At 59.0% G+C, this 12000-nt stretch carries 10 protein-coding genes; 7 read left to right on the plus strand and 3 right to left on the minus strand.

Features of this window, described 5'->3' with window-relative positions; translation table 11 throughout:
• Window positions 1-3: 3 nt before the first annotated feature.
• From Q1A43_RS10015 to Q1A43_RS10025, 3 genes are all read left to right on the plus strand, one after another.
• The gene (locus Q1A43_RS10015) at window positions 4-1077 is read left to right on the plus strand and encodes a BMP family ABC transporter substrate-binding protein (RefSeq protein ID WP_299927647.1); all 1074 of its coding nucleotides are present in this window, start codon (window positions 4-6) and stop codon (window positions 1075-1077) included.
• A 188-nt stretch (window positions 1078-1265) separates the two neighbouring features.
• Window positions 1266-3416 carry a response regulator gene (locus Q1A43_RS10020; RefSeq protein WP_299934679.1) on the plus strand — a complete coding sequence of 717 codons (2151 nt, stop codon included), beginning with the start codon at window positions 1266-1268 and terminating at the stop codon, window positions 3414-3416.
• A 72-nt stretch (window positions 3417-3488) separates the two neighbouring features.
• The gene (locus Q1A43_RS10025) at window positions 3489-4238 is read left to right on the plus strand and encodes a sulfite exporter TauE/SafE family protein (protein ID WP_299927652.1); all 750 of its coding nucleotides are present in this window, start codon (window positions 3489-3491) and stop codon (window positions 4236-4238) included.
• A gap of 366 nt (window positions 4239-4604) precedes the next feature.
• On the opposite strand, the gene Q1A43_RS10030 is transcribed toward Q1A43_RS10025, so the two are convergent.
• The gene (locus Q1A43_RS10030) at window positions 4605-5255 is read right to left on the minus strand and encodes a VWA domain-containing protein (RefSeq protein ID WP_299934682.1); all 651 of its coding nucleotides are present in this window, start codon (window positions 5253-5255) and stop codon (window positions 4605-4607) included.
• A gap of 145 nt (window positions 5256-5400) precedes the next feature.
• On the opposite strand from Q1A43_RS10030, the gene Q1A43_RS10035 reads away from it, so the two are divergent.
• Complete coding sequence (locus tag Q1A43_RS10035; protein ID WP_299934685.1) at window positions 5401-6333, plus strand: aldo/keto reductase; 933 nt, start codon at window positions 5401-5403, stop codon at window positions 6331-6333.
• 10 nt (window positions 6334-6343) lie between these two features.
• Here Q1A43_RS10035 and Q1A43_RS10040 read toward each other — a convergent pair whose 3' ends face one another.
• Together Q1A43_RS10040 and Q1A43_RS10045 are read right to left on the minus strand one after the other, a co-directional pair.
• On the minus strand, window positions 6344-7012 hold the full coding sequence (locus Q1A43_RS10040; protein ID WP_299934688.1) for a nitroreductase: 669 nt from the start codon (window positions 7010-7012) through the stop codon (window positions 6344-6346).
• Window positions 7009-8091 carry a CaiB/BaiF CoA-transferase family protein gene (locus Q1A43_RS10045; protein ID WP_299934692.1) on the minus strand — a complete coding sequence of 361 codons (1083 nt, stop codon included), beginning with the start codon at window positions 8089-8091 and terminating at the stop codon, window positions 7009-7011. The genes Q1A43_RS10040 and Q1A43_RS10045 overlap by 4 nt, the downstream gene beginning before the upstream one ends.
• Before the next feature lie 184 nt (window positions 8092-8275).
• Here Q1A43_RS10045 and Q1A43_RS10050 point away from each other — a divergent pair, with 184 nt between their 5' ends.
• From Q1A43_RS10050 to Q1A43_RS10060, 3 genes are all read left to right on the plus strand, one after another.
• Window positions 8276-10696 (plus strand): ligase-associated DNA damage response DEXH box helicase, encoded by a 2421-nt coding sequence (locus tag Q1A43_RS10050; protein ID WP_299934696.1) that lies wholly within the window; start codon window positions 8276-8278, stop codon window positions 10694-10696.
• On the plus strand, window positions 10693-11358 hold the full coding sequence (gene pdeM / locus Q1A43_RS10055) for a ligase-associated DNA damage response endonuclease PdeM (RefSeq protein ID WP_299934700.1): 666 nt from the start codon (window positions 10693-10695) through the stop codon (window positions 11356-11358). The genes Q1A43_RS10050 and pdeM overlap by 4 nt, the downstream gene beginning before the upstream one ends.
• Before the next feature lie 86 nt (window positions 11359-11444).
• Complete coding sequence (locus tag Q1A43_RS10060) at window positions 11445-11867, plus strand: PaaI family thioesterase (protein ID WP_299927673.1); 423 nt, start codon at window positions 11445-11447, stop codon at window positions 11865-11867.
• Window positions 11868-12000 lie beyond the last annotated feature (133 nt).

Consider the following 12000-nt stretch of genomic DNA (forward strand, 5'->3'; position numbering starts at 1 on the left):
CATATGAAACGCAGAACTTTGCTGGCCACTGTTGCCGCTGCTGCCACCTTTGCCGGCGCGGCCTTTGCCGAAGAAGACGTCACAGCGGGCTTTATCTATATCGGCACACCGGGTGACGGCGGTTGGACCTATGAGCACGACCAGTCGCGCCAGAAAATGGAAGCGCATTTTGACGGTAAGGTGAAAACCATCTTCCAAGAAAACGTGCCAGAAAGCGCCGACGCCGAACGCGCCATCACCCAGATGGCGATTGCCGGGGCCGACATCATCTTTACCACCTCCTTTGGTTACATGGACCCCACGCTGGCCGTGGCCGCCAAGTTCCCGAATGTAAAATTCGAGCACGCCACCGGCTACAAACAGGCCGACAACGTGTCCGTCTATAGCGCGCGTTTCTACGAAGGCCGCGCCGTTCAGGGCCACATCGCCGGTCACATGACCAAGACCAACAAGATCGGCTACATCGCGTCTTTCCCGATCCCCGAGGTTATTCGCGGCATCAATTCCGCCTATATCCACGCCAAAAAGGTCAACCCTGACGTCGAGTTTTCGGTTGTTTGGGCCTACACGTGGTTTGACCCCGCCAAAGAGGCCGACGCCGCGCGCGCTCTGATCGAAAACGGCGCTGACGTTGTTCTTCAGCACACCGATTCCACCGCACCTCAGGCCGCCGCCAAAGAGGCCGGCAATGTGATCACCTTTGGTCAGGCCTCTGATATGGGTGACTATGCGCCCATGCCGCGCGTCTCCTCGATCATCGACAACTGGGCCCCCTACTACATCCAGCGCGTTCAGGATGTGATCGACGGCACTTGGGAATCCAAGAACACTTGGGATGGGATCGACACCGGCATGGTTGAGATCGGTGAAATCTCTGAGGCGGTTCCCGCTGATGTCAAAGCGTCCGCTCTGGCGATGGTCGAAGCCATCCGCACCGGCGAATACAGCCCCTTCACCGGCCCGCTCAACAAGCAAGACGGTTCGGCTTGGCTGGCTGAGGGCGAAACCGCCGATCTCGGCACTTTGGCGGGCATGAACTTCTACGTCGAAGGCATCACCGGCGACGTGCCTAACTAAATCCGGAACCCGGTTCCAACCGATCAAGGGCCGCCCATTCCGGGTGGCCCTTTTTCATTTCGGCCCCACACGCTTATTGTCATCTGTGATGGCAACACCAATTGTCCTACTCTGCTCGGGAACAATTCGATTTATGTGTTGCGAAACAGCGCTCTGAAACTATGGTGAAAGAGTTTTAGGAGCGTTAGATGGTGCTGAATAGCAATTTCCAGACAACCGCCTCTTATAACGAGGGGGTCAACAAGACACTGCGGATTGTCATCGACATCATGTCGGGGGTGGCCGCGCTTGTTGTCCTGATCAACCTATTCCGCATTGGTCAATTTGGCCCGCTCTTTATAACCACAACCGGACTCTTGGCCGTCCTGTGCATCCTACCAACGCTATTCCTGCGCAATGATAAACATCTGGCGCTGCGCGGCGGCATGATGGTCACCGGCTATGTCGTGGCCAATTTTGTTGGCATTACGGGTTTGGGCCTTGGCGCGGCGGCCTTTGTTGCCTTCCCATTCCATATGGCGCTTTGTGCGGCACTGTTTGATCGTAAAACCACTTATATGGTCTTTGCCGCCTTTACGGCGGTGGTCACGGCCATGGCCTATGCCTTTGTGCAGGGCTATTTCACCTCGCCCCCGGTGCCGCTTTCCACATGGAACCAAAGCACCGCCAATTGGGTCATCATGATCATCACCCTTGTGGTGACCAACGTGTTGATCATTGCCCTTGTCGACAATCTCAGCCGGTATTGGAAAGAAACCGATCTCGACGCCGCCAATAGAACCCGTCAATTTGAAACCATGGTGGAATACGCGCCCGACGCCATCATGATCTTTGACGTAGACCAAAACCGGTTTGTGTCGGTGAATGCCCGTGCCGAAAAACTCTTTGGCCTGTCCCGCGAGACACTTCTCAACGGCACAACCCTGTCTGACCTCAGCCCACAATTACAACCCTCTGGCGATCCAAGCGCCTACCAAGCCCGCAAGTTCCTGCAACAAGCGATGGAGGGTGGTCATCCCAAATTTGAATGGACCCATCTGACTGGCGACAACACGGAAATCCCCTGCGAAGTCTCGCTTGCCCGCATGCCACCTTTTGACCAAACCCTCATCCGGGCCAACGTCGCCGACATTTCAAAACGTCTTGAGGATCAGCGGCAACAAGAGCTGCTGCAAACGCAACTCGCCGCCTCACAGCGGCTTGAAACCATCGGCCAACTGACCGGCGGCGTGGCACATGATTTCAACAATTTGCTAGCCGTGACCTTGGGCAATCTGGAATTGCTTCAGGACGAAAAAGACGACGAAAAACGCGCCCAACATCTCGACGCTTGCATCCACGCCACCCTGCGCGGCGCCGATCTCACTCGCAGCATGCTCAGCTATGCGCGCCGCGCGCCCCTGCAACCTCAGGTCGTCGATCTCAACAAATTGGTGCGTGACACCAAAAACTGGGCCGGCCGCACCCTGCCCTCTCATATCGACGTGGAAACCTCGCTTTTGGCCCGTTTGTGGCCGGTCGAGGTTGACCCCGGTCTGGCCGAAAGCGCTCTTCTCAACCTGATCCTCAACGCCCGTGATGCGATGCCTGAGAACGGCAAACTGACCATCGAAACCGCGAATGTGCGCATTGATCAAACCTATATCGATAGCCGCAACGAAAAACTCGATCCCGGGCGCTATGTCATGGTCGCCGTGTCCGACACCGGCGATGGCATCGAAGACACCACGCTCGAGCGTATCTTTGATCCCTTCTTTACCACCAAACCGGCCGGAAGCGGCTCTGGCCTTGGGCTGCCTATGGTTTTGGGCTTCATGCGCCAATCGGGCGGCACGGTCCAAGTCTATTCCGAACTCGGTGTTGGCACCACGTTCAAACTCTATTTCCCCGCCGTCACCAAAGACATCACCGAGTCAGACCCAAACACCGCTCCAACATCGAATAACGCACAAACAGGCAAACGCATCCTGCTTGCCGAAGACGAAGCCGCCGTGCTCGAAGTGCTAACCTCAATGTTGCAAACCGCTGGCTATGCCGTGACAACCGCCGCCTCCGGGGATCGCGCCAAGGAGCTCTTCGAAGCTGACCCGCGCTTTGACTTGCTTTTGACCGACATCGTCATGCCCGGCCATATCAAGGGCACAACCTTGGCCAAAGAGTTGCGCGCACTTGACCCGTCATTGCCGGTGATCTTCATGTCCGGCTACGCGGCTGAGGCCACGGTTCACGGCAACGGGTTGCGCCCCGAAGACATCCGGTTGATGAAACCGGTCCGGCGCCGCGATTTGTTGGATGCCGTTGCAAAAGCGATGGGAACTCAGGACAAAGCCACCTCCTGACCGCGCCGTCCAACACCCCTTGCCAAACCCAAAACACCCCCTCATAACCGATCAGCTTTGGGAGGGCGAGACATGCTGGAAATGACAGTTCTGTTCGTGGCGGGTTTTGTGGCGGGCATTTTGAACGCTGTCGCTGGCGGCGGCACGTTTTTGACCTTCCCGGCCTTGGTCTGGTTTGGCCTGCCACCCGTGCTGGCCAATGCCACCTCGACCCTCGCCGCCATGCCCGGCTATGCCTCGGCCGCTTGGGCCTTTCGCCATGATGTCGGCGCCGAAGGCCCCCTCAAGCTTCCTGCGATTATCGCCCTCGCCACCCTTGGCGCAGTCATCGGCGCGCTGCTGCTCATCGTCACCCCAAGCGAGGTATTCACCGGTGTCGTCCCTTGGCTCCTGCTGCTCGCCACCGTGTTGTTTGGCGCTGGCCCTGCCATCCTGAGGTTCGCCAAAAGCCGTGGCATCGGTCAGGCCGGGCTTCTTGTCTCCGCTCTCGTAATCCTGTTGGTCGCGATTTACGGCGGCTATTTCAACGGCGGGCTTGGCATCATGCTGCTCGCGGCATTTAGCCTGCTGGGCTACCAAAACCTGCACGGTATGAACGGGCTGAAAAACCTGATCTCGGCAATCATTTCGGTGGTCTCTTCCGTCGCCTTTATCTCTGCCGGCCTGATCGTCTGGAAACCCGCCTTGGTCATCGCCGTGGCCATCACCATCGGTGGCTATGTCGGGGCAAGCCAAAGCCGCCGCATCAAAAACCAAAACCACCTGCGCTGGTTTGTGACCGGTGTCGGGGCCATCACCACGGTGATCTTCTTCCTGCCCTAACGGTTGCCAATCCCCGCTGCCCCCGGCTCCTTGTTTCCCAAAATATTCCGGGGTGAACTGCCGCGCGCGGCAAGAGGGGCTGGCCCCTCTCTACGCCCGTCTCAAAACCGCACCCTCAGCGCGGTTAACCATCCCTACCCCGAATTTAACCAAAAACCCGGCTTTCAGGCCGCCCGAGGGCTCTCCCCAAAATCCAACGGAGCCAATCTCCCCCAAAACCGGGCTGGAATCGGACAGATTGCTCCAAAACCCGCCTCTTGGGTTCAAAAACCAAAGGGGGCAATCCCCCCCAAACTCACACTGTTTTGGACGGAATGCCCCGTTGCGCATGGGCCGAACGGCCCGTTACCGTCACCGACCGCCGTGTTAATCCAGCCGCCCAATCACCGAACAACCAAGCGTCACCCGTAACGCGCCAATCAACTCGTTCACGGTTTCCGCACTGACATATTGACCACCGGTTCGATCCGCCAAACAGCGCGCCACCGAAGTCGCCTGTTTATAGTCATTATGCCCTTCCCCTTCCCAGGCAAACTGATCACCACGCACCTTGTAGCCGATCACATGCACGGTGAGGTCATGGCCTTCCGCCGATAGCTCTGCCGCAAGCGCACAGGGGTTGCCACCACAGGTTTCCTTGCCATCGGTAACAAGAACAATCGCGCCGGGTTGTTCCTTGTAATTCAAAGTATTAGCCGCCGCAGCCACCGCCTCGGTTAGGGGCGTATCCCCATCGGGTTCAAGCTGATCAACCTCGTCCAAAATCTGCGGGGCCGCCTGCCATTTCGGTGCAAATCGCACATCCACATTGCCGCATCCGCCCTCACCACCGGGGCCATAAATCACCAGCCCCAAGCGCCGGACCTGCCCTATCGCGGGAACGGTCTGATGCAATGCGCGACGCGCCTCAAAAATGCGTGGTTCATCGATGTCGTTGAACCCCATTTCCGCCATCGACCCCGAACCATCAAAGACGATCATCGCATCCTCCGTACACATCTCGCTGGCGCTAACCATCGAAAAAGGCAGGAGAAAAGCAAATGAAAGGACTACGCGCATAAGGCCAGACTGCCCCTTTGAGTAAGCCCTGTCCAGTGTCCTTTCGTGCCACCTCCTTTGCTAGGGGCTTTTCGCGTCGCTCGCTTTGTGCAACCCTTTTGCCATGACACATCTGACCACCCTATCCGGCGATAGCCCGGCCCGTTTTGCTTTTGGCACCATGCAATTTGGTGGCAAAGCCGATGAAACCGCCAGCCGCGCGCTCTTTGACGCCTGCCGCGCCGCTGGTATCCGCCATTTTGACACCGCCTATGTCTATACCGGCGGCGCGTCTGAAACCCTTCTCGGCAAATGCGCCGCCGCCGAACGTGACCAGCTTTTCATCGCCACCAAGGCGGGCTACGTCGGCGGTAACAGCCGCTCTAACATCTTGACAACATTTGATGAAAGCCGAACCCGGCTCGGTATGGATGTGGTCGACCTGCTCTATCTGCATCGCTTTGATGATGACACACCGCTCGAAGAAACGTTTGAGACATTGGCCGAACTGCAAACCGCTGGAAAGACACGCTATATTGGCGTTTCAAACTTTGCAGCCTGGCAGGTGATGAAGGCCCAGAGCATTGCCAAATCCTTTGGCACCCGCATTGATGTCATTCAACCGATGTACAACCTTGTTAAACGTCAGGCCGAGGTCGAAATCCTGCCGATGTGTGCCTCCGAAGACATCCTTCCGGTGCCCTATTCGCCGCTTGGCGGCGGGCTTTTGACCGGCAAATACGCCGGTGGGCGCGGCGGTCGTTTGACCGAAGATGACCGCTATGGCGCGCGCTATGGACAACAGCAAATGCACGACACCGCTCAGGCCTTGGTTGACCTTGCCGAAGAGGTCGGAAGCGATCCCGCCACCCTCGCCGTGGCTTGGGCCGCCCATCATTCCGCGCGCCCCGTCCCCATCCTTTCGGCCCGCTCGGCCGAACAATTGCGCCCTTCAATCGAGGGGATGCGTTACCCGATGGATGACGATCTTTATGCGCGCATTTCGGCCCTAAGCCCGACGCCCCCACCCGCCACGGACCGGCTGGAAGAGGCGTAGTTTCAAGCCCTTATCGCCAAGTCACCACCTCGCCCTCCGGGGCGCGGGTGGTGCGAAACCTGTTGGCGGCGGCGTCGCGGTCCGGGTGCCCAAGCGCAATACCGCAAAGCACATCCCGGTCGTCACCCACGTCAAACCAATCGCGCATAAACGGCGCAAACCCGGCGACCGAGGCCATGGCGATACCGCCCAACCCCCGCGCTTCAAGCCCTAGCAAAACCGCCGTGACAAAGGCCCCACAATCCAAAACCCCATAGGGCCCAAGCGCCTTGGGCGTGGTGATCAACAAAAAATGCGGCGCACCAAACAGACGGAAATTCTCACGCATCTGCGCCGCTGATCCAACCCGGTCGCCCTTTTCGATGCCAACTGCCTCATAAAGCTGCCAACCACATTCGCGCCGCCGCGCCTTGTATTCATCCTCATAGGCGCTGGGAAAATCAATGTCGCTGGCGTGTCCCGCCTGTCCGACATGCTCATAAAGGGCGACGGCCAGTCGCGCTGTTTCCTCCGCCCCACAGGCCGTTACTTGCCAGGGTTGTGAATTGCACCAGCTCGGCACATGCTGGGCATCGCGCAACACCTCGGCAATTACCTCATGCGCCACCGGCTCACTTAGGAACCCACGGCAAGACGCGCGGGCGCGCAACAGGGCCGCAAAACTCTCGGGTTGGCTCATATCAAACCTCTATCTTCCAAATCTTTCAGTATCTCGCCGCTATGTTGCCCACGCGCCGGGCTTGGGCTTGGCTGCTGCAGTGGCATGCTATCAAAGCGTGGGGCCGGGGCCGGGCCATGCGCCGTCCAAATCCCGCGCGCCACAACATGCGGATCGCTTCGCGCCTCGTCCGGCGATAATACCGGCGCGACACAAGCGTCTGAATTCGCGAATATTTCCGCCCAATGCGCCCGTGGCTTGCCCGCAAACATCCCCGCCAAACGCGCGGTTTGGACCGGCCATTGTTCGGCGTCAAACTGCGCTACAAAACCGGCATCATCGGTGAGGCCCATGGCCTCTAGAAACATCGCATAGAACTTTGGCTCAAGGCATTGAACCGACACATGCCCGCCACAAGAACAGGCATAGCAGCGCGACCAATGCGGCCCATCCAAAAGGCTTGCCCTACGGGACGTTGTCGAAAACTGATCCCCCATCGACAAGAGTAGGGCCATCATGTGACTGGCCCCATCCACAATCGCCGCATCAACAACGTTCCCCTGCCCGGTTTCGCGCGCCCGCAACAATCCGGCCAACATGCCGACCACCAAATACATCGCGCCACCGCCAATGTCGCCCAACATCGTTGGCGGCACGCCGGGTGTATCGCCGGCAACGCCACCATAAAACAAAGCCCCGCTCAGACTAAGATAGTTCAAATCATGCCCCGCCTGTTTGGCGCGCGGCCCGTCCTGCCCCCACCCGGTCATCCGCCCGTAAACAAGCGCTGGGTTCATTGCCAACATCTCATCCGGCCCAAAACCCAGCCGTTCCATCACGCCGGGCCGCATCCCTTCGGTAAGCCCATCGGCCTGTGCCACTAGGGCCTTGGCCACCTGCACATCACCGCCATTCTTAAGGTCCAACGCGATCGAGCGTTTGCCACGATCCAACAGGTTGCGCTCTTCTTTGCCCGGCGTCTCCGCCGCAGCTTTGCGATGGATCACCGTGACCTCGGCCCCCAAATCCGCCAAAAGCATGCCAGCAAACGGCGCAGGCCCCAAAGCCTCAAACTCAACAATCTTGATCCCACTCAACATGGCACCCCTCCCCGAAATCTCCTCGGCCACACCAAACCCCGAACCGCCTCTGGTGAAAACCCCAAGGTTTCTTCATTCCCAAAATATCCCGGGAAGTCACGAGCCACGCTCAAGACGGGGCAGCGCCCCGCCGACATCACAACAAACGGTTTCCCTTTTGTTCCCACGCCGCTAGCTTAGGCCCATGACCACCCTTCCCACCTCCTTGTCCAACTGGTTTCAATCGCGCGGCTGGCGGATGCACCCGCATCAGGCCGACATGCTGGCGCGTGCGAATGATCCGGCGCTGATGCTGGTCGCTCCAACCGGCGGCGGCAAAACGCTGGCGGGTTTTTTGCCGACGTTGGCGGAACTTTCCGACAAGCCTGAACCGGGGCTACACACGTTATATGTCAGCCCGCTCAAGGCCTTGGCAGCAGACATCAAGCGCAACTTGCAAACCCCGATTGATGAGGCGGGCCTATCTATCCGGGTCGAGGATCGCACCGGTGATACCCCATCTAGCCGCAAGAAACGCCAACGCGCGGACCCGCCGCATATCCTTTTGACCACGCCGGAATCGCTCGCGCTTTTGACAAGCTATGAGGACGCCGAACGTACCTTCAAAGGTTTGCAACGGGTGGTGATCGATGAAATCCACGCCCTCTCCGAAAGCAAACGTGGCGATCAGCTGATGCTGGCGCTGGCGCGGTTGCAAACCCTGTGTCCGGGCCTGCGTCGCGTTGGTCTGTCGGCCACGGTCGAAGACCCCGCCGCCATCGCGCGCTTTCTGGCCCGACACCCCGACCCCTGCCATATCATTCACGCCGATCCCGGCCCGGCCCCTGACATCCAGATGTTACAGACCGATGAGGCCCCGCCATGGTCCGGGGGCGGCGCGAAATACGCCATTCCCGCCGTGTTAGAACAGGTCAAAAACCACAAAACCACGCTGATTTTCCACAACACCCGCGCCCAGGCCGAAATCTTTTTCCGCAACCTTTGGATGGCCAATGACGACGCCTTGCCAATCGGCATTCATCACGGCTCGCTTGATCGCGCCCAACGTGAAAAGGTCGAGGCGGCGATGGTGCGCGGCGATCTGCGCGCCATTGTCTGCACGGGGAGCCTCGATCTTGGCATTGATTGGGGTGACGTTGATCTGGTGATCCAGATCGGCGCGCCGAAAAACGTCAAACGGTTGGTGCAACGGATTGGCCGCGCCAATCACCGCTACAATGCCCCCTCCAAGGCGCTTTTGGTGCCTGCAAACCGCTTCGAAGTTGTCGAATGTCTCGCCGCGCTTGAGGCGGTGCGCGAAAGCGACCTTGATGGCGATCCGCGCGGGGCTGGGCCACGCGATGTGCTCTGCCAACATATCCTGATCGCGGCTTGCTCTGGCCCATTTGATGCCGACAATCTGTTTGATGAAATGCGCGCCGCTGGCCCCTATGCGACGCTGACCCGCTCAGAATTTGACGCTTGCCTCGATTTTTGCGCCACCGGCGGCTATGCGCTGCGGGCCTATGATCAATGGCAACGGCTGCTGCAACGCCCTGATAAGCAATGGCAATTGCGCGATCCAAGGGCCAGCGCCCGCATCCGCCAAAACATCGGCACCATCCAAGACAGCGATCTTCTCAAGGTCAAATGGCGCGGGCGCGGCGCGGCGCTTGGCGAGATCGAAGAAAGCTTTGCCGCCAGCCTGACCAAGGGCGACACCTTCCTGATTGGTGGCCAGATTGTCCGCTACGAGGGTCTACGCGAACTAACCGTCGAGGTGAGCCGCGATCCCGGTCGCAAACCCAAGGTTGCGGTGTTTACCGGCACCAAATTCTCCACTTCGACCCAGCTTTCCCAGCGGGTGTTGCGCTATTTCGCCGCCGAAGATTTTAGCGCACTGCCCGTCCACACCGCTGATTGGTTGCGCCTTCAGGCCGAGATGTCACGCCTGCCCCGCCCCGGCCGGTTGCAGATCGAAACCTTTCCTATGGATGGCCGTCACCACATGGTCATCTATGGGTTCGCCGGGCGCAACGCGCAACAAACGCTTGGCCTCTTGCTCACCAAACGCATGGAGGACATGGGCCTTGCGCCGATGGGGTTTGTCGCCACCGATTACGCTACGCTGATTTGGGGGTTGGATGCGGTCAATGACCCGGCTCCGCTCTTTGATTTGAACATGTTAGAGGCTGGATTAGACGGCTGGTTGGCAGGAAATGCCGTGATGAAACGCACCTTTCGCAGCTCGGCCACCATTGCCGGGTTGATCGAACGCCAAATCGGTGGCCAGCGCAAAACCGGACGTCAGGCCACCATGTCCTCGGACATTTTATACGACACCTTGCTGAAATATGACCCCGACCATCTGCTGATGCAGATTACCCGCCAAGAGGCCATGCGGGGCCTCGTTGATTTCGACCGTATCCGCGATATGTGCGCCCGCGTTCAGGGGCGGATTGACCACATCCAATTGGATCGCGTCACACCTCTCGCGGCACCGATGCTCCTTGAGATTGGCAAAGTGCCAGTCAAAGGGGCCGCCGAAGAGCGTCTGTTGGCCGAGGAGCTGGATCGCTTGATGCAGGGCAGCGGATTGGCGCAAGTCAGCGGGGCAAACTCATGACAGGACACGTATTTTCCTTCCACAACGCCGATCTTGTCGCCCTGTCTTCCGGGGCGTTGTTTTGGCCCGATCACGCGCTTTTGGTGGTGTCGGACCTGCATTTTGGCAAATCGGCGCGACTTTCCTCGATGGGTGGTGCCCAATTGCCCCCTTATGAAACCCGCGAGACATTGCAGCGCCTCGAAACCGACCTAACCCAAACCGAGGCCCGCAAAGTGATCTGTCTTGGCGATAGTTTTGATGCGCCCGAGGTCGAGACCGCCCTGCCCGAACAAGACCGGCTTTGGATCACCAAGCTACAGGCCGGTCGCGATTGGGTCTGGATCGAGGGCAACCATGATCCCGGCCCGGTAGCGTTGGGGGGGGCCCATCTGGCCGAACATGGCATTGACGCGCTGACCTTTCGCCATATCGCCGATCCCGAACAAAGCGGCGAGGTTTCGGGCCACTACCACCCCAAAGCCCGGCTATCTTTGCGGGGGCAAAGCCTCACGCGGGCCTGTTTCCTTGTTGATCAGGATCGGCTCATCCTACCGGCTTATGGGGCCTATACCGGGGGGTTGCGGAGCGATAGCAGCACCTTGTGCGATTTGATGCGCCCCGATGCGCAGGCCATTCTAACCGGAGCCACCCCATGCGCCATTCCAATGCCGCGCCGGTGACTGTGGTTGGTGACGGTGGTTGGTGACGCATCCAGTGACGTAGCGGAAAACTTGCCGCCTCTCCTCCCGCATGGTCCGATCACCTTATGACAATAGAAGACCATATCCGCCGCGGCTTTGCCCTGCAAAGCATGATGAAAACTATCGGGGCCGAGCTAACCGCCGTTGGCGAAGGCACCGTAGAAATCAGCGCGCCCCTCTCACCCGGTTTTTTGCAACACAATGGGTTTGGCCATGCGGGCCTGACCTTTACCCTGGGCGATACCGCCGCTGGCTGTGCCGCAATGACCTTGCTTGGCACCGATCAAGCGGTGGTCACGTCGGAAATCGGGGTGCATTTGCTCTCTCCGGCCATTGGCGATGTTCTGATTGCGCGGGGCAAAGTGATCAAACCGGGACGGCGTCAGATCGTGTCTTCGTCTGATGTCTTCGCGCTCAAAGACGGTGTTGAAAAACACATCGCCACCTTAACCGGAACCATGGTGCCGATTGCATTGGATGCGCCTTAGCGTCGTCAACGCCGCGGCAAACGTGACAATCCGAAAGACTGATTTGGCACCGGGCAATCTCCCCCAAACGCGTAGGGTTTTGTACAAATTGCCAACAGATACAAAAACGCCCGGTCCGATTGTCGGCCCCGGG

The sequence above is a fragment of the uncultured Pelagimonas sp. genome, from assembly GCF_947498515.1.
Lineage (GTDB): Bacteria > Pseudomonadota > Alphaproteobacteria > Rhodobacterales > Rhodobacteraceae > Pelagimonas.

Bases quoted from the DNA above. Each gene is read 5' to 3' on its own strand.
- Q1A43_RS10030 (WP_299934682.1), bottom strand. From the start codon at position 5,255: ATGGTTAGCGCCAGCGAGATGTGTACGGAGGATGCGATGATCGTCTTT.
- Q1A43_RS10025 (WP_299927652.1), top strand. From the start codon at position 3,489: ATGCTGGAAATGACAGTTCTGTTCGTGGCGGGTTTTGTGGCGGGCATT.
- Q1A43_RS10020 (WP_299934679.1), top strand. From the start codon at position 1,266: ATGGTGCTGAATAGCAATTTCCAGACAACCGCCTCTTATAACGAGGGG.
- Q1A43_RS10060 (WP_299927673.1), top strand. From the start codon at position 11,445: ATGACAATAGAAGACCATATCCGCCGCGGCTTTGCCCTGCAAAGCATG.
- Q1A43_RS10050 (WP_299934696.1), top strand. From the start codon at position 8,276: ATGACCACCCTTCCCACCTCCTTGTCCAACTGGTTTCAATCGCGCGGC.
- Q1A43_RS10045 (WP_299934692.1), bottom strand. From the start codon at position 8,091: ATGTTGAGTGGGATCAAGATTGTTGAGTTTGAGGCTTTGGGGCCTGCG.
- Q1A43_RS10035 (WP_299934685.1), top strand. From the start codon at position 5,401: ATGACACATCTGACCACCCTATCCGGCGATAGCCCGGCCCGTTTTGCT.
- Q1A43_RS10040 (WP_299934688.1), bottom strand. From the start codon at position 7,012: ATGAGCCAACCCGAGAGTTTTGCGGCCCTGTTGCGCGCCCGCGCGTCT.
- Q1A43_RS10015 (WP_299927647.1), top strand. From the start codon at position 4: ATGAAACGCAGAACTTTGCTGGCCACTGTTGCCGCTGCTGCCACCTTT.
- pdeM (WP_299934700.1), top strand. From the start codon at position 10,693: ATGACAGGACACGTATTTTCCTTCCACAACGCCGATCTTGTCGCCCTG.